Below are 17555 nucleotides of genomic sequence, written 5' to 3'. Positions count from 1 at the left end.
AAGTGAGAGATTCCGCCGGGAGCGTACCGGAGCAGGTCCAGTTAACCAGACAATCTCCTTCCGCTCCGAAGAGTCCGAAGGCGAAAAAGGCGTCATCTTCCGACAAGAAAAAAAACGCATCCGGCTTTGAATCGGGAAATAAGGCGGTTGAAAAACACGTGAACAGCGAAGAATCCAAGGTTCATGAGAAAAAGAAGGCTCCCGCGGCAAACGCGCCGGTTCCTGCAAAGAAGAAAACCGTAAAGAAAGAGGTTGACATCCAGGCGGGCGTTTCGTCTGAAGGGAAGGGCGCAACGAAGAAAACCCCGAAAAAGACCGTCGAGACGTCTGAAAAAGCCGTCAAGAAAAAGAAAAAGGTGACGGCGAAGGGAAGCGATCCGAAAACTCCCGCCGCAGAGAAGCCGGAGGAGCAACCTCTCACGAAAGACGACGCGAAGAAAAAGGGTATCAAAAGAAAGAGCGCCCCGGAGCGTATCAAGTTGACCGCCACGCTGGACGCGCTTCCCAAAGAACCCGACGATCCGTTTGACGAGGTTCCCGCAGACGAAGACCTCGACAATTTCAGCGGCCCCGACGCGGAGGATCTCGCCGAGGTGGGAACCGACGATGAGCTCGACGAAAATCTGCCCCTTGAGGGAGAACGGGGAGGAGACGATTCGGAGGAATCTTCTCCCGGCGAAATCTCGGAAAGCGATCCGGACTATCTGCGTTCCATGATGAGCCATATCCGCGGGCTCATCGTGCAGGGGCGCAGGAATGGCTACGTGACTCACAAGGATATCGAGAAATATATTCCCGCAGATTATTGGAGTTCCGAGATCCTGGACAATGTTTTCATTAATTTGACGGAACTTGGCATTCAGGTACTGGATGATTCCACTCAAGTCACGTCAAAAGATAGTAATTCAGCCAAGTCGAAGCGGCCTTCGAAAAGCAGGGCAAAGATTTCCGATGAAGGAGAAAGTCCCGACGTTTCGGGCGACGACGACAGTGCGTCCGATTTTGCCTCGTCCGGCGGCGACGAAGCCCCCGGTTACGGGGAAGAGCTCGGACGCATGGAAGACGTGCCTCTGTCCGACCCCGTGCGCATGTATCTGCGCGAGATCGGCAAGGTCCCCCTCTTGAGCGGAGAGAAGGAACGCGAGCTGGCGATCAGGGTCGAAGCCGGCGACGCGGAGGCGAAACAGCAGATCATCGACGCCAATCTTCGTCTGGTCGTCAGCATCGCCAAAAAATACATCGGCCGCGGCATGCTGTTCCTCGATTTGATCCAGGAAGGCAATCTCGGTCTGATCCGCGCCGTGGAGAAGTTCGATTACCGCAAGGGTTTCAAGTTCAGCACCTACGCCACGTGGTGGATCCGCCAGGCGATCACCCGCGCCATCGCCGACCAGGCGCGCACAATCCGCATCCCCGTGCACATGGTGGAGACCATCAACAAGATGGTGCGCATTTCCCGCCAGCTCGTGCAGAAACTTGGGCGCGAACCCAGCGACGAGGAGATCGCGCACGAAATGGAGATCGAGAGCGGGCGCGTCGAAGAGATCCGCCGCATCGCTCAGCTCCCCGTCTCGCTGGAAACTCCCATCGGCGAAGAAGAGGACAGTCAGCTCGGCGATTTTATCGAAGACCGCAACATGCCCAGCCCCGAGGATGCCGCCGCCGGCAACCTGCTTCACGAACAGATCGAAGAGATGCTCGACGCGCTCTCCGACCGCGAGCGCGAAGTGCTGCGTTACCGCTTCGGGCTGGAGGACGGACGTTCCTATACGCTCGAAGAAGTGGGACGCCGTTTCGGCGTCACCCGCGAGCGCATCCGCCAGATCGAAGCCAAGGCGCTGAGGAAACTGCGCCACCCCAGCCGCAGTAAAAAACTCCGCGATTTTCTCGAATGATTCTTTATTTCAAGAGTTTGTCATGAGACAGAGCCCTTTCCCAGGCATCAAGCCTGGGAAAGGGCTCTTTTGCGATCTGCCGCCGCGGAGGCCTTCGGCGGAGTACGCCGGAAAAACCGAAAAGTTTCGTGAAAAGTCCGTCACGACGCTGTTTCTCCCGCCGCGGGAGGGGATTTTCGTTCGCCTCGTTCCCATAACCGGCGGTAGCAGCCGTCCTTTTGGGCGAGCAGGGTTTCGTGCTTTCCCGCCTGTACGATCGCGCCGTTCCTGAACACGAGTATCTGATCGGCGGAGCGTATCGTGCGCAGATGGTGGGCGACGACCAGCACGGTCCTGTTTTTTGCAAGTTCCGATATGGCTTCCTGAATCAGGACCTCGTTGACGGGATCGACGCTGCTCGTGATCTCGTCGAGGAGCAAAACTGGCGAGTCTTTCAAAAAGGCCCGCGCGATAGAGATCCTCTGTTTTTGTCCGCCCGAAAGTCCGACGCCGTTTTCGCCGATCGGAGTTTGATAACCTTTCGGCAGCGAGCGGATGAAATCATGGATCCGTGCTTTTTTTGCCGCGGCCACGATCTCGCCGCTCGTCGCATCCGCTTTTCCCAGGCGTATATTGTTCTCGATCGTGTCCGCGAACAGCTGCACGTTCTGCATGACGATGCTTATCGAATCGAGGAGTTCGTCGTAATCCATGTCCCGAACGTCCGTGTCCCCGATGCGGACGCTCCCGCCTTGGACGTCCCAAAAGCGGAGCAGCAGGTTGGCGATCGTGGTCTTGCCGGAGCCGGATTCGCCGACGAGCGCGGTCAGCGAGCGCTCCGGCGTGTGAAACGAAATGTCTTTCAGGATGAAGCCGTTTTTTTCGTAGGCGAAGCGGGCCTTGTCGAACGTTATGGAGAAATCTTTCGGCTTCCTGGGAACGGCCGGTTCTACGACGGTCGGAGCTTCTGTGATCTTTTTTATTCTTTTGAAGCTGTCCGTTACCTTGAGATAATTCATCCAGTGACTTTCTATCGCCGTAAAGGGCTTGTAAAACTCTCGGCTGAGAATGACGAACGTCAGATAATGACTCATCGGCAAGGTCTTGTCCATGACGAGGAACATTCCTGCCGTGGTCATGACCCAGAAAGCGGCGTCGATGAGAAAACCGTACAGGGACAAAACGACCGCTTTGTTTTGTGCCGTCTGCTTGCTGTGCTCCCCGAAGGACCGCGCCGCGGACGCAAGCTTTTCGTCAAATTGCCTGCTTTCGGGAAATGCCTTCAGCAGCGGGATCCCTTTTACGTATTCCACAAACAGGCTGACCATATCCGCAAGGCTGTTCCCCGTTTCCGCCTCCTGTCGTCCGGCTTTTTTCAAACCCGCGGCGAGCCACAGAAGCGCGGGCGGGAGGAGCGACAGCATCAGCAGACTCATTTTCGCGTTCAGACAGGACAGGAAAAGGAGCAGCGCCAGCGACACGATAAAATCGGCGCACATCCTCGGCCACATATGCCCGACGACCATCTCCATGCTGTCGACATCTTTGTGGATGATGGTGCTGATCTCGCCGAGCCTTTCGTTCGTGTAGAAGCCGAGAGAAAAAGTTTTCAGGCGGCGGATGATTTTCGATCTGATCTCGTAGACGATATCGAAACCGGCGAAATGCTTCTGTACGTCCGCCAGTATGTTGCTGCCGCATTTCAGCACAAGACAGAGGGCCAGCAGCCGCCAATATTTTGGTAAATTCACGGTCCGGCTGGAGATATCCCCCATGATTTTCAGCGCCAGCAGCATCATGGCCGCGCCGGAAAGCGCATACGCGGTGAAACTGAGGACGCTTATCAACAGCGAACGCCTGCCTCTTGGCGTGAGAGTGTTCCATATTTCCCGCACCATGCCTATGCCTCCCTGATATTCCAGTTGTCGACCTTGTTCTGGGCGCATACCATTTCGCGGTACAACGCGCAGCGTTCCATGAGTTCGGCATGCGTGCCGCTGTCGATCAAAGCGCCGTCGTCCATGACGGCGATCTGGTCCGCGTTCCGTATCGCGTTCAGATGATGGGCGATCGTGATGATCGTCTTTTCCCGGCTCAAGTCGGCGATCGCCGCTTGGATGCAGGCCTCGTTTTCCGCGTCTACCGCGGCCGTCGCCTCGTCCAGAACGATGATCGGCGCGTTTTTCAAGATGCCCCGTGCGATGGAGAGGCGCTGTTTTTCCCCGCCTGAAAATTTCACGCCCGCTTCTCCGACGGCCGTGTCGTAGCCACGGGGGAGTGACATGATGAAGTCGTGGAGCCGCGCTTTTCGAGCGGCGGAAACGATCTCTTCATCAGAGGCGTTCGGGTTGCCGATGAGGATATTTTCTTTCAGGCTCAAGTTGAACAGAAAAACTTCCTGCTGGACGATGGAAAACAGCGAATTCAGCTGTTTTTCGGAGAGTTCTTGAATATCCCGTCCCGCGATGCTGATTGTTCCCGTACCCGGCCGCCAGAACCCCATGAGAAGGTGGGCGAGCGTGCTTTTCCCGCAGCCCGAAGCGCCTACCAGCGCGTTGCGGCTGCCTTTCCTGAATGTGAGATCGATGTCTTTGAGAGTGTCCCGCTTGCCCTTGTAAGCGAAACTCAAACGGCGGATTTCGATGTCGCCGTTTGCCGCCGCGGCATCTGCCGCGCGGCTTTGAGGCGCGGGGACGTTCAGGATGGAGCCGACGCACGACATCGCCTGATTGAATACGATCCTGTAATGCTGAAACGTCGCCGTCTTGGCTATGGACGAGGTGAACGCCGCGCCTAAAATGACGGCCAGCACGAATCTCGATACGGACAATCTGTCGATGGAAAGAAGCCACGAGCCGAATATCATGACCAGGACGACGCCGGATTCCATGAAGAGATCGATCAGCCCCATCGGGACGGAAACGCCCGCCATGGATCTCTTGACCCAATACACGTAATCTTTTGCGGAGCGAAGCGTCTCTTCGGTTTTTCTTTCCTCTTTCCCGAAAGCCTTGACGACGGAAATATTTGAGACGTATTCCATGAGGTTCCCCTGCATCCGCCTCATGCTGTCGGTGAAGATTTTGAAGTTCTTCTTCCACAGCGGGGCGGATATCTTTCGGGTAAGCCACATCAGAGGCAGTCCCGCGATCATGAGCAGCGCCAGGCGCCATTCGAGCGCGAGCATAACGACGAAGATGACGACGGGCAGAAGCGCGGCGGCCATGATCTCGGGCAGTCCGTGCGCCAGATAAACCTCCGCCTGTTCCACGTCGTGCTGTACGATGTTCGCCAGCTCGCCCGCTCTGCGTTCCTGAAAAAATCCCAGCGGAAGCTTTTTCAAATGGGCGATGATTCGAAGGCGAAGTTCCGTTAGAGAGTTGTAGGCAGCCTCGTGAGCCTTCCATACGGCTCCATAGGCGCAGACCGCTTTCAGAGCGAAGCATAAGAGAATGCAGCCGGAGTCTTTCAGTATGAGATTTCGAGAGAGGCTATGGGAATAGGCGATTCCAATCATGTGTATGACCAGAACCTGCGGGATGATATCCAATGCGGCCTTTAGGCAGATCATGATATTCGAGAGCCTGTTTTTCGATGCGACGTGACGGATAAGTTCTTGGGAAGACGGCATAACGTGGATCTCCTTCTTGAATTTTGAATTTCTATTCGGTATTTGCGAGAAAATATTTTCTGCATCGGAACGGAGCCTTCGATGCAGAAATCGGAGTTGACGTCAATCTTGAAGGGCTGAAGGAACGTGCAGTGAGTTCACCCCCTCGTAATAGCATTTTGTCACGAGGGCGAGCATTTCCCGGGCAAACGCCCTGCTTCTGTAGTGTCTAGCGACCTCCAGCAAACTTTCTGTGAAATTGTTGGCCAAAATATGGACCAGCATGTCATGATATGGAGTGCCCGCGTTTTTCGACAGGGCCCTTTTTATATGCGCTTCTATGGAGCGGATCAATTCTTCTTTGGCGTTCGCGAATTGGGTGCCGCAGCTTTTATCCATGAGGATGACGAACACCTTGTGATGTTCGAGGATGTTCAAAAAATAGCTTTCCGCCGCTTTTTTGTATTTTTCAGACGGAAGCCCCGTCTCGGCTTCTTCCGCCTGCGCGATCCGGTCGACGTCTATGGGGATAGACGTCGCGATCTTCTCGAACAGCTCTTTCTTGCTCTTGAAATAGCTGTAGATGAGCCCGACGGGGATCTGCGCTTTGTCCGCTATATCCTGCATTTTGGCGCTTCTGTAATCCTTTTCGTAGAAAACGCCGATCCCGGCGCGAAAAATGCGATCGCGGATCTCTTCTTTCAAGACTTGGGGCACGGCGGGTCACCTCATAAATTGAATTTAAATTCACTATTATGGTACGATATGGCGGCTGCCATGTCAATATAGGAAGCGCGAGGAAAAGAGACGGGAAAATAATTTTTTCGTCGTAAAGGATATTTTTGCGTTTCGATAAACTTTGGGCGCGAAAAATGAAGATTCTTTGGCTTTCCTGTGATATACTTATCCGAGTCGTTTTTTTATCACCATTGAGTCCAGGTTTTGAAAGGAGTGCTTCTTGTGAAATCGGAACTGCTGTCACAAGAAAAAAATATCGTAACCATCAAGGTAACCGTGGATCAGGCCGGTTATGCGGCTCAGCTGAAGAAGACCTATGCCGAGATCGCCAAACGGGTCAACATCCCCGGCTTCCGTAAAGGGAAGGCTCCCAAAGCGGTGCTGGAAATGCGCCTTGGCAAAGACTCGATCATGAGTCAGGCGCTCGAAGACATGCTTCCCAAAGTTCTTGACGAAGTCTGCGCCGAGTACGATCTTGAGCCGATCGCTTCACCTGTCGTCGACGATCTCGACATCAAGGAGGGCGAGGACGTCACTTTTACCGTGAAGTACGAGGTCGAGCCCGAGGTGACTCTTCCCGAGCTCTCGGATATCACCGTTGATCTGCCGGTGTTCGCCGTCAGCGAAAGCATGGTCGACGAAGCGCTCGAAAACATGAAAAAGAGATTGGCCACCTATCGGCCCGTCGATCGGCCCGCTCAGCATGGCGATAAAGTCCGCGCCGCCTACAGCCTGGTCGTGAAAGACGACGACGGCAAAGACATCGTGTCTCACGAACCCCAGATCGACACGTTCGAACTGGACAATCTTTCCATGCGCCCCGAGATCGTCGAGGCTTTGACGGGGACTGAGGCTGGAACCAAAAACTCCGCCGACATCAACGTCGCCGACGATTATCGTGACAAGGCGGTCGCCGGCAAAACGGCTCACTACGAGTTCGACGTCATCGAGGTTCAAGAGCCGGTCGCTCCAGAGATGAACGACGAGTTCTTCAGGAAAGTCACCTCGGAGGACGTACACAGCGAGGCGGAACTGCGCGCCACGATCCGCGAGAACCTCGACAAGCGCCTGAAGGCCGACGCCCGTACCGCGGCCGAGAACGAAGCGGTCGCGAAGATTACCGAGGCTTCCCAGGTGGAACTGCCCGACTCGATGGTGCGGCGCCAGCAGGAACATCTGCGCAAGCGTTTCGAGGAAAACGTCAAACAGCGGACGAAGATGAGCCTTGAGGAATACTACAAGTCCGAAGGGCATGATCTCAAGGAACTCGAAGAGAATCTCGAGAAAGACGCTCGCCGCGACGTGATGGGGTATCTCGTGGTGGACGCCTGCGCCAAGAAATTCGGCGTCTCCGTGCGAAAAGAGGATCTGGACGGGGAGATCTCCCAGATGGCCGCCAATTACGGCATCTCCGGCGACAGCATCAAGGACATGCTGAAGAAGCGTCCGGAGGACTTCGAGAACATGATCTCTCAGGCGCGTTACCGCAAGACGCTGCAGGCGATTATGGAAAAAGTTAAAGTCAACGAAGTGAAGAAGGGTGTTGACGCTGAAGCGCCTGCCGCTCAGAATTAAGGATTTTCCCTCGTTGCTGCGGCAGATACGATGCCGCGGCAATTTTTTTTGAATAGAGAAGCAGAAAGGAGCCTCGATTTCAACATGTATATTCCTTTTGTAATAGAGCAGACCGGCCGAGGAGAGCGCTCTTATGACATCTACTCGCGGCTGTTGAAGGACCGCATCGTTTTTCTGGGCGACGAGATCAACGACGACGTGGCCAACGCGGTGGTGGCGCAGCTGTTGTTTCTGGAAAGCGAAAGCCCGGAGCGCGACATCAGCATCTATATCAATTCCCCCGGCGGCTCGGTTTCGGCGGGGCTGGCGATTTACGACACCATGCAGTTCGTGAAATGCGACGTGTCCACCATTGTCGTCGGCATGGCGGCCAGCATGGCCGCGGTGCTGCTCTCGGCGGGGGCTGCCGGCAAGCGCATCGCTCTTCCGAATTCCCGCATCATGATCCACCAGCCGCTCGGCGGCGCGCAGGGACAGGCCAGCGACATTGAGATCCAGGCCCGCGAGATCGTCAAAACCAAGGAAACGCTGAACAATATTCTTGTGAAGCATACGGGACAGAGCATGAGAAAAGTCAAGGGAGACACTGACCGCGATTTCTACATGACGGCGCAGGAAGCTCTCGCCTACGGCATTGTGGACAAAGTGATCGACAAGCGATAGAACGGAGCGGAATGACTTTGAGATTCCTGCCCCTCTCTCTCGTGTTGTTTATGATAAAACAGGCTGATATCGAAAGGGATGGCTGCCATGGCACGCACTGACGACAAAAATCGCAAGAATCCGCGCTGTTCATTCTGTGGCAGAAGCGCCGAAGACGGGATCACTCTGATCTCCGGTCCGGAAGGAATCAACATTTGCAGCGAATGCATAAAAATCTGCAATTCCTATCTGAGAAATACGGCGGATCTCGACGAAGCTTTTAATGATGCCGGACAGCACGACGACAAGATGATGACGGCGCTGAAAAATCCCCCGCGCCCGAAAGAGATCAAAGAGTATCTCGATGAGTATGTGATCGGTCAGGATTACGCCAAAAAGGCGATTTCCGTCGCCGTTTACAATCACTACAAACGGATTGTCACCGGTTTCAGCGGCGGCGAAGTGGAACTGCAAAAGAGCAATCTGCTCCTGCTGGGGCCGACGGGAAGCGGCAAGACGCTCCTTGCCCAGAGTCTGGCGAGAAAGCTCAACGTTCCCTTCGCCATTTCGGACGCCACGACGTTGACGGAAGCCGGCTATGTGGGCGAAGACGTCGAAAACGTGCTGGTAAGGCTCGTCCAGGCGGCCGATTATGACGTGGCCGCCGCCGAGCGCGGCATCGTTTACATCGACGAGATCGACAAGATCGCCCGCAAATCGGAATCTACGTCCATCACTCGCGACGTCTCCGGCGAGGGGGTGCAGCAAGCGCTTTTGAAGATTCTCGAGGGAACGGTCTCCAATATCCCTCCCAAGGGAGGGCGTAAACATCCTCAGCAGGAATTCATTCAGGTCAACACGGCCAACATTCTCTTCATTTGCGGCGGCGCTTTCGACGGGCTTGAAAACATCGTCGGCCGCCGCGTCAATAAGAAGGTCATTGGCTTCGACAGCGACATTCGCAACGGCACCGCTGCCGACCGCTACGACCTGCTGAGACAGGTGGAACCCGAAGATCTCGTTTCTTTTGGCTTTATCCCCGAACTGGTCGGGCGTCTGCCGTTGCTCGTACCTCTTCAAAGTCTTGACGCGGACGCGCTGGTGCGCGTTTTGACCGAGCCGAAAAATTCCCTGGTAAAGCAATATCAGAAGAGCTTCGAGATGGAGAACGTCAGACTGGACTATCGGCCGGAGGCCATCCGCGCGATCGCCGAAAAGGCGGCCAGCAAGGGGACCGGCGCCCGCGGCCTGCGCGCGATCATGGAAAACCTGATGCTTGATCTGATGTATGAAGTCCCTTCGTCCAACGCCAAAGAACACATCGAGAAAATCATCATCACTCCGGAGTACGTTGCGGGAACGGGGCAGCCTGAATACATCAAAAACGCGGAAGCGAAGGAGTCTTGACCGATGCTGTATGTGCTGCCTGCCCGCGATACCGTCATTTTCCCCGGAGTGCTCGTGCCGATTTTCGTCGGACGCCCTTCGACTCTGAAGGCCATAGAAATCGCGGCTACCGCGGAGAAACGTCGCATCTTTGTGGCAGCTCAAAAAAATCCTGAGGAAGAAAATCCGGGCCCCGCGGATGTATACGATGTCGGCACAGTGTGCGAGATGCTGCAGATGATCCGCATGCCCGACGGTACGATGAAGCTGCTGCTCGAAGGAAAAGAGCGCAAACGCTGCCGCGCGTATGTGCTGCAGGATTCCATGCTGACAGCTGATCTTGTCTCTGTGCCGAGCGGCTACGTGGATGACGACCGCCTGGAAGCCCTGCGCCAGGAAGTGCTCCGCGAGTTTGAGGGCTACGTGACCTATCACCCCCGTCTGCCGGCCGAGCTGATCCAGCCGGTCAGCGCCATCAAGGATCCCGGTCTGGCGGCTGACATGATCGCGGCGCACATGACCCTTGACGTTCAGCGCAAACAGTCGCTGCTTGAATGTTTTCGCGTGGACAGCCGCCTCGAGCTCCTTCTGAAATATTTGATTTCGGAGACGGAAATGCTGAAGCTGGGGCGGGAAATCCACTCCAAGGTCCAAAAGGAGATCGACCAGAACCAGCGGGAGTATTTTCTCCGCGAACAGCTGAAAGCCATTCAGGAAGAGCTGAAGATCGACGATTCTCCGGAAGCTCAAGATCTGCGCGACCGGGCCGCGAAGAGCGAACTGCCCGATTACGTCCGTTCGAAGGTCGAGTCCGAGCTCAAACGCATGTCGAAAACGCCGTCCATGTCGCCGGAAGCGACCGTCATTCGAAACTATGTGGAATGGCTGCTCGACGTGCCATGGCTGAAAAAATCGGAAGAGCAGCTCGACATCGGCGCGGCGAAAAAAGTCCTCGACGCCAATCATTACGGTTTGAAACGCGTCAAAGACCGACTGCTGGAATATCTGGCCGTACGGAAATTGGCCGGCAAGTCCTCGCGGGCGCAGATCTTGTGTCTGGTCGGACCGCCCGGCGTGGGCAAAACGTCGCTGGGAAAATCCGTCGCTCAGGCGCTGGGGCGTCGTTTCGTCAATTTCTCTTTAGGCGGGATGCGCGACGAGGCCGAGATCCGCGGGCACCGCCGCACGTATATCGGCGCGCTGCCCGGACGCATCGTGCAGAAATTGAAAGAGGCCGGCTGCAGCAACCCCGTCATGCTGCTCGACGAAGTGGACAAGATCGGCTCGGATTTTCGCGGCGATCCTGCCAGCGCTCTGCTTGAAGTTCTCGATCCGGAGCAGAATTCCCATTTTACCGACCATTATCTTGAAGTGCCCGTCGACCTGAGCGACGTGCTTTTCATCACGACGGCCAACGTCTCTCATACGATCCCGGCGCCGTTGCTGGACCGTATGGACGTGATCGAGCTTTCCAGCTATCTGCCCGAAGAGAAGTATCACATCGCCAAGGACCATCTGCTGCCTCGCATCTACAGGGAGAGCGGCCTGACGAAGAAAGACGTGGTCCTTTCGGCGCCCGCGTTGAAAGCCGTCATTGCCGACTACTCTCACGAGTCCGGCGTGCGCGAGCTCGACCGGCGCCTGTCCACGCTGTTCCGCAAGATCGCCCGCGCGGCTTTGGAACGGAAAGAGCGGGACGGAGCGCCGCGAAAAGTCAGCGTTGGGGTCAAAGATCTGGCAGGCTATCTGGGCGCGCCTCATCGTCCGGACGTGAGAATCCCCAAGGAACCGCAGACGGGACTTTCCGTCGGACTGGCCTGGACGGCTGCCGGCGGCGACGTCCTGATCATCGAAGCCGTAAAGATGCAGGGCAAGGGAGAGCTGCAGCTGACCGGCAACCTTGGCAAGGTCATGCAGGAATCGGCGATGACCGCGCTGGGATTCATCAAATCCCATTGGCGTAAGCTGACGGATCAGGCTGAACCAAAATGGGGCAGCGTAGGACTGCATCTTCACGTCCCCGAAGGCGCCATTCCCAAGGACGGGCCTTCGGCCGGCATCACCATGGCGATCGCGCTTTTTTCCGCTTTGAGCGGTGCAAAATTCCGTCCCGGCTGCGCCATGACCGGCGAAATCTCTTTGCGCGGCGACGTGCTGCCGATCGGCGGGCTGCGCGAAAAAACTCTGGCGGCCAAACGCTACGGCATTTATAATCTGTTTATACCGGAAGCGAACCGGGCGGACGTGGAAGACATGGAACCTTGGATCAAACAGGGCGTTCATTATGTTTTCGTCTCTCAGGCCGCGCAAGTCCTTGAAGAAACGTTGGAGGGCGGACGATGATCGCGTGGAAGGCGTCGCTGCGCTGTACCGCCTACAAGATCCAGCAGTTTCCCGCAGGCAGTCTGCCCGAAGTGGCCCTGGCCGGGCGCTCCAACGTCGGCAAATCTTCGCTGTTGAACAAACTGGCCGGGCAGAAACTGGCCCGCGTCAGTTCGGAGCCGGGGATGACCCGCAGCGTCAACTTCTTTGACGTTCAGTCGCCCCATCCCTTTACGCTCGTCGATCTGCCGGGGTTTGGCTACGCGTCCCGCAGCAAGGACGAACGCAGGGGCTGGGCCTCGCTGATCGAGGGCTATATCGAGCGCCGCGAAAATCTGGTCCTGGTGGTTCATCTGGTGGACGTCAGGCACGGCCTGCTGGATAAGGACCGCGAACTTCAGGAATGGCTCAAAGCCTTGAACGTGCCGATGCAGATCGTTTTCACCAAAGCCGACAAGATCGCAAAAACGAAACGTAGGAGCGTTGTCATGAAATATGTCGAAGCGGGCCTTTATTCGTGGAACCTGCCTTTGGCCTGTTCAGTCGACGAACCCGAGACGATTGAAGCTCTGAAAGCGCAGATCGATCTGTATCTGACCACTGCGCTGAAATAAGTTCAACTTTGACTAGGGAGGAAAAATAAATGGCCTCGCGCAACGCAGAGCTGTCGAAAACATACGACCCCGCGCCTCTTGAGGAAAAATGGTATCAGTGGTGGCTGGATCAGGACCTTTTTGACGCAAAGATTGATGCGGAGAAAAAAGCTTTCTCGATCGTGCTTCCGCCGCCAAACGTTACCGGGGCGCTGCACATGGGACACGCCTACGACCACACGTTCCAGGACATTCTGGCGCGTTACAAGAGAGCGTGCGGGTACAGCGTGCTCTGGCTGCCCGGGACGGATCATGCCGGCATTGCCACGCAGAACGTGGTGGAGCGTCGCCTCGCCAAAGAGGGCACGTCGCGCCGCGATTTGGGGCGCGAGGCCTTTGTGAAGCGGACGTGGGAATGGAAAGAGGAGTACCGCAGCCGCATCGTCAACCAAATGAAGTGTCTGGGCGATTCCTGCGACTGGAAGCGCGAGCGTTTCACGATGGACGAAGGGCTTTCCAAAGCCGTCCGTACGGTGTTTTGCCGTCTCTATGAAAAGGGTCTGATCTACAAGGGGAAGTACATTGTCAACTGGTGCCCGCGCTGCCACACGGCGCTCTCCGACATCGAAGTGGAACATTCCGAAGAGATGGGGCACATGTATTATGTCCGTTATTACTTCAAGGACAGCGGCGAGTACATCATGATCGCCACGACGCGCCCCGAGACGATCATCGCCGACGTGGCGGTGGCGGTGCATCCCGGCGACGAAGCGCACGCTTATGCGGTTGGCCGCGAGGTGATCGTGCCGATGACGGGCGGCCGCCTTGTCGACGGCACGATGAGCGGCGGTCGGGCGATCCCCGTCATCGCCGACCGCATGGTCGATCCCGCTTTCGGGACCGGCTTCGTGAAGATCACGCCGGCGCATGATCCCAACGATTTTCAGGTCGGCCGTACGCATGGCCTCGAGCCGATCCAGGTGATCGACGAGGACGGGCACATGATCAACATGACCGAAGCCGCCCAAGAGATGGAAGGCATGTCCGTAGCCGAAGCGCGCGTCAAGAGCGTGGAGATCATGCAGGGCGAAGGCGTGCTCGAAAAGATCGAAGAGCTGCCTCATCAGGTCGGCCATTGCTACCGCTGCGGTACCACCGTGGAACCTTACCTGTCGGAGCAATGGTTCGTCAAGGTGGCCCCGCTGGCCGAGCGCGGCGTCGCGGAATCGAAGGCCGGGCACATGCGCTGGGTCCCGCCGCAGTGGGATAAGACGTATTATCAGTGGATGGACGGCGTGCGCGACTGGTGCATTTCCCGTCAGCTGTGGTGGGGGCATCGCATTCCCGCCTGGACCTGCGGAGACTGCGGTCATATCGTCGTTGCCGAACACGATCCCGAGCGCTGCCCGAAGTGCGGTTCCAAAAGTCTGAAACAGGACGAGGACGTTCTGGACACGTGGTTCAGCAGCGCGCTGTGGCCGTTTTCCACGATGGGCTGGCCCGAAAAGACCGAGGAACTGAAATATTTCTATCCGACGTCGGTCATGGTCACGGGATTCGACATTATTTTCTTCTGGGTGTCGCGAATGATCATGATGGGGCTGGAGTTCATGGACGAGGTGCCTTTCCATGATATTTTCATCCATGCTCTGGTGCGCGACGAAAAGGGACGCAAGATGAGCAAGTCCTTGGGCAACGGCATCGACCCCATCGACATGATCAGGCTGTACGGAGCCGACGCGTTGCGTTTTACCGTCGCGGCTCTGACGGTGCAGGGCCGCGACATCCTGCTTGGCCCTGCGAAGATCGAAAACTACAAACGTTTTATCAACAAGATCTGGAACGCCAGTCGTTTCGCGCTGATGAGTCTCGGCGACGAGGACCATGAAGGACAGCCCGATCCCAAGCACATGCGCCTCCATGACCGCTGGATCCTCGAACGGCTGCGCCGCCTTGACGACGTCGTGACGAAGGATATCGACGGATACTTCATCGGCGAAGCCGCGCGCGAACTTTACGAGTTCATGTGGGGCGATTTCTGCGACTGGTACATCGAGCTTTCCAAGCCGGCGCTGTACGGCGACGAAGGCCCCGAGCGCCAGGAGACGACAAAACGCGTGCTGCTGCGCGTGTTCAAGGACGCTCTGCGTCTGCTGCATCCTTTTATTCCTTTTGTGACCGAGGAACTGTGGCACGCCTTTGCCTTTGGCGAGAAGCCGATGGAGTTGGAGTCCTGGCCTGACGCTGCCGCCTACGCCGTTGACCGGGCGTCGGTCGCGGAGATGGACGAGCTTCAGGAATTTATCCGTTCCATCCGCAATCTGCGCGCCGAAGCGGGGCTGCCGCCCAGCCGGAACGTGCAGCGCATCGTGCTGCGCGGTCCCGACCAGGCGTTCGAGCCGGTGCTCGAGGCCAACCTCGATCTGATCAAACTCTCCGCCAAGGTCGACGCCGTTGAAGTCGTTGCCGCCGAAGCCGATAAGCCTCATCTGGCGCTGAGCTCGATCGTCAGGGCCGGCCAAGTGTTCCTGCCGGTTGGCGACCTGCTCGATCCGAAAGCGGAGGTCGAACGTCTGCAAAAAGAGTTGAAGCAGGTCGAAGCCAATCTGGCCCGCAGCGAGAAGAAACTTTCGAGCGAGAGCTTCGTGGCCAAAGCGCCGGAGGACGTCGTCGAGACGGAACGTCAGCGCGCCGACGAGTCGAAGAGCCGCCGCGTCCGCATTCTCGAAAACATTGCCAGCTTGTCCGAGGAATAATCAATTAAAATGGACCGTTTCGAGTGTTGGGATGCTGTCGAAAAGCGCCTGAACTCTCTGACAAGCCCGAATCGCTTCAGGGGCTTGTTTTTGTAGAGAAAGTTTTTGAGGAACTGGGAGATCCGTCGAGATTTCCTGCCGTTCATATCGCCGGAACGAACGGCAAAGGTTCTACTGCCGCCTGCCTCGATTCCATGCTGCGCGCCGCAGGATACAGGACGGCCTTGTACACAAGCCCGCATCTGACCTGTTTGGGCGAGCGGCTTTTGGTCGACGGGCGGATGTTGGGCTGCGAGAAATGGCTGGACGCTCTGGAGCGGGTCAGCGCGGTCTTGAAAAAGCTGCCGGAGGTCCGTCTGGGATATTTTCAGGCGCTGACGGCGGCCGCTTTCTGGCTGATCGAGCGGGAGAAGGTCGATGCCGCGGTGATCGAAACGGGGCTGGGCGGACGGCTCGACGCCACGAACATGCTGCGCCGGCCTCTGCTGAGCGTTATCACGCCGCTGGGGATGGATCACATGCATTTGCTCGGCGACAGCCTGAGCGAGATCGCCGCGGAGAAGTTCGGCATCGTCAAGCCGGGCGGAAGAGCCCTGTACTGCGGCGGCGAGGCGGCGCTGAACGAACAGTTCCGCCGCCGTTGTGCGGAAGTGAACGCGGTCGGCGAGATCTTTTCCGAGCGCTGTCGGATTGCCGGCGTGCAAACCTCTTTGGACGGGAACCTCTTCACCTATGCGGGACCGCAGGGAACGCGGCGCTGCTTCGTCCGGCTCGCGGGGCTGCATCAGCCCGAAAACGCCTCGCTGGCGCTGCGGGCCCTGGAAATGATTTCCGACCGGCTGCCGGTCGGCGCCGGGGCAATGGAAAAGGGGCTGGCGGAAGTTTCCTGGCCGGGACGTATGGAGGTCATGCATCGCGGCCCCGACGTGATCCTGGACGGGGCTCACAACCCCCACGGCACGGCCGCGCTGATCCGGTCGCTGAAAGCGCTTTACGGCGACCGCCCGCTCAGCTTTGTCTACACGTCCATGGCCGACAAGGATTACGCCGCCTCGTTGGCGCTGTATGCCCGGGCGTTTCCGCAGGCGCGTCTGTTCTGCGTGGAGCTTGAAGGCGCGCAGCGCTGCGAGAGCGCCGAAGTTTTGGCGCGGACGGCGGCCGCTTTCCCGTGGGGGGGCGAGCCGCTGGCGGTGAAAGATCCGCTGACGGCTCTGAAAGCCGCCATGGCGCTGGGCGATCCCGTGATCCTTTGCGGAAGTCTGTACTTCGTCGGCACGATCAGGAGGCGGATAAAGGACGATGGATGGCTGTAAAACTTTTACGATCGCGTCGCATCGCGGGTTTTATGATTATCCGCTGCCCCCGCAGGCTCCCTTTCATGTGCGGATCTCTTTGAAGGGCGTCAGCGCGCAGGACGAGATCGAGCGCCTGGCGGCGCGTGCCCCGTTCGTCCTGCCCGGCCAGGTCCACGGCACGCGCGTCCTTTCCGCAGACCGGGCGCTCCGCTATCCCGAGAAGGACCGGGCCGACGGTCTGCTGATCGCGCCCGGAGACGCAGCCTGCGGACTGCGCTTCGGAGACTGCGCGCCGGTCGTAGTTCTCTCGCTTGGGGAAACGCCCTGGATTCTGGCGCTGCATTCCGGTTTCAAGGGGACTTTGAAAAATATCTGCGCTTCGGGAATGGATTCGGCCCGTCAAAGATTTGGCAGCGCCGCTCCGCAGAACCTTTATGCGTGGGTGGGGCCGTGTATTTCCGGAGCGTGTTACAGCCGCCGCATGGACGATCCCTCTACGGCCGAAGCTCTGAAAGTCTTTGCTCCGGAGGCCGTCCGCGTTTCGGCCGATTACGCGCTGTTCGACCTGAAAAGACAGATCGCCGGCCAGCTGCAGGAACAGGGCGTTCCCGCCGAACGCATTTTCCTCGAGTCCCAGTGCACGTGCTGCCGGACCGATCTGTTCTACTCCCACAGGCGCTCCACTCGGGAAAACGATCCGCGGATGCTTCTCACGATACAGACAGAAAGGCCACAAAAAGCGGAATGCACGTGATAAGATAAAA

At 57.4% G+C, this 17555-nt stretch carries 12 protein-coding genes; 10 read left to right on the top strand and 2 right to left on the bottom strand.

Annotated elements, in window-relative coordinates; genetic code table 11:
• Nucleotides 1-713 precede the first annotated feature (713 nt).
• Nucleotides 714-1895 (top strand): RNA polymerase sigma factor RpoD, encoded by a 1182-nt coding sequence (rpoD, locus tag RAH42_RS06705; RefSeq protein ID WP_120372030.1) that lies wholly within the window; start codon nt 714-716, stop codon nt 1893-1895.
• 140 nt (nt 1896-2035) lie between these two features.
• Here the strand turns inward: rpoD and RAH42_RS06700 are convergent, their stop codons facing one another.
• Nucleotides 2036-3772 carry an ABC transporter ATP-binding protein gene (locus RAH42_RS06700; RefSeq protein ID WP_317539096.1) on the bottom strand — a complete coding sequence of 579 codons (1737 nt, stop codon included), beginning with the start codon at nt 3770-3772 and terminating at the stop codon, nt 2036-2038.
• 2 nt (nt 3773-3774) lie between these two features.
• Nucleotides 3775-5445, bottom strand: coding sequence for an ABC transporter ATP-binding protein (locus RAH42_RS06695; protein WP_317539095.1), 1671 nt, complete (start codon nt 5443-5445; stop codon nt 3775-3777).
• 312 nt (nt 5446-5757) lie between these two features.
• Between RAH42_RS06695 and RAH42_RS06690 the strand changes: the two genes are divergently transcribed.
• The 9 genes from RAH42_RS06690 to RAH42_RS06650 all read left to right on the top strand — a co-directional run bounded on the left by RAH42_RS06690 (nt 5758) and on the right by RAH42_RS06650 (nt 17545).
• Complete coding sequence (locus tag RAH42_RS06690; RefSeq protein ID WP_317539094.1) at nt 5758-6273, top strand: hypothetical protein; 516 nt, start codon at nt 5758-5760, stop codon at nt 6271-6273.
• A 171-nt stretch (nt 6274-6444) separates the two neighbouring features.
• Nucleotides 6445-7797: a trigger factor gene (gene tig, locus RAH42_RS06685; protein ID WP_317539093.1), complete on the top strand. Its 1353-nt coding sequence runs from the start codon at nt 6445-6447 to the stop codon at nt 7795-7797.
• A gap of 84 nt (nt 7798-7881) precedes the next feature.
• Nucleotides 7882-8460 carry an ATP-dependent Clp endopeptidase proteolytic subunit ClpP gene (gene clpP / locus RAH42_RS06680; protein ID WP_078016955.1) on the top strand — a complete coding sequence of 193 codons (579 nt, stop codon included), beginning with the start codon at nt 7882-7884 and terminating at the stop codon, nt 8458-8460.
• A gap of 87 nt (nt 8461-8547) precedes the next feature.
• Complete coding sequence (gene clpX, locus RAH42_RS06675; protein ID WP_317539092.1) at nt 8548-9846, top strand: ATP-dependent Clp protease ATP-binding subunit ClpX; 1299 nt, start codon at nt 8548-8550, stop codon at nt 9844-9846.
• Between the two features lie 3 nt (nt 9847-9849).
• The gene (gene lon, locus RAH42_RS06670; RefSeq protein WP_317539091.1) at nt 9850-12168 is read left to right on the top strand and encodes an endopeptidase La; all 2319 of its coding nucleotides are present in this window, start codon (nt 9850-9852) and stop codon (nt 12166-12168) included.
• On the top strand, nt 12165-12761 hold the full coding sequence (yihA, locus tag RAH42_RS06665; RefSeq protein ID WP_317539090.1) for a ribosome biogenesis GTP-binding protein YihA/YsxC: 597 nt from the start codon (nt 12165-12167) through the stop codon (nt 12759-12761). The genes lon and yihA overlap by 4 nt, the downstream gene beginning before the upstream one ends.
• 29 nt (nt 12762-12790) lie before the next feature.
• Complete coding sequence (locus RAH42_RS06660; RefSeq protein WP_317539089.1) at nt 12791-15496, top strand: valine--tRNA ligase; 2706 nt, start codon at nt 12791-12793, stop codon at nt 15494-15496.
• A 26-nt stretch (nt 15497-15522) separates the two neighbouring features.
• Nucleotides 15523-16809: a folylpolyglutamate synthase/dihydrofolate synthase family protein gene (locus RAH42_RS06655; RefSeq protein ID WP_317539088.1), complete on the top strand. Its 1287-nt coding sequence runs from the start codon at nt 15523-15525 to the stop codon at nt 16807-16809.
• The gene (locus RAH42_RS06650) at nt 16796-17545 is read left to right on the top strand and encodes a polyphenol oxidase family protein (RefSeq protein WP_317539087.1); all 750 of its coding nucleotides are present in this window, start codon (nt 16796-16798) and stop codon (nt 17543-17545) included. The genes RAH42_RS06655 and RAH42_RS06650 overlap by 14 nt, the downstream gene beginning before the upstream one ends.
• The last annotated feature ends 10 nt before the right edge of the window (nt 17546-17555 follow it).

This window comes from Pyramidobacter sp. YE332 (genome assembly GCF_033060595.1).
Lineage (GTDB): Bacteria > Synergistota > Synergistia > Synergistales > Dethiosulfovibrionaceae > Pyramidobacter.
Note: the sequence above shows the minus strand (reverse complement) of the source record. Positions and strands in the feature narration are given on the sequence as shown.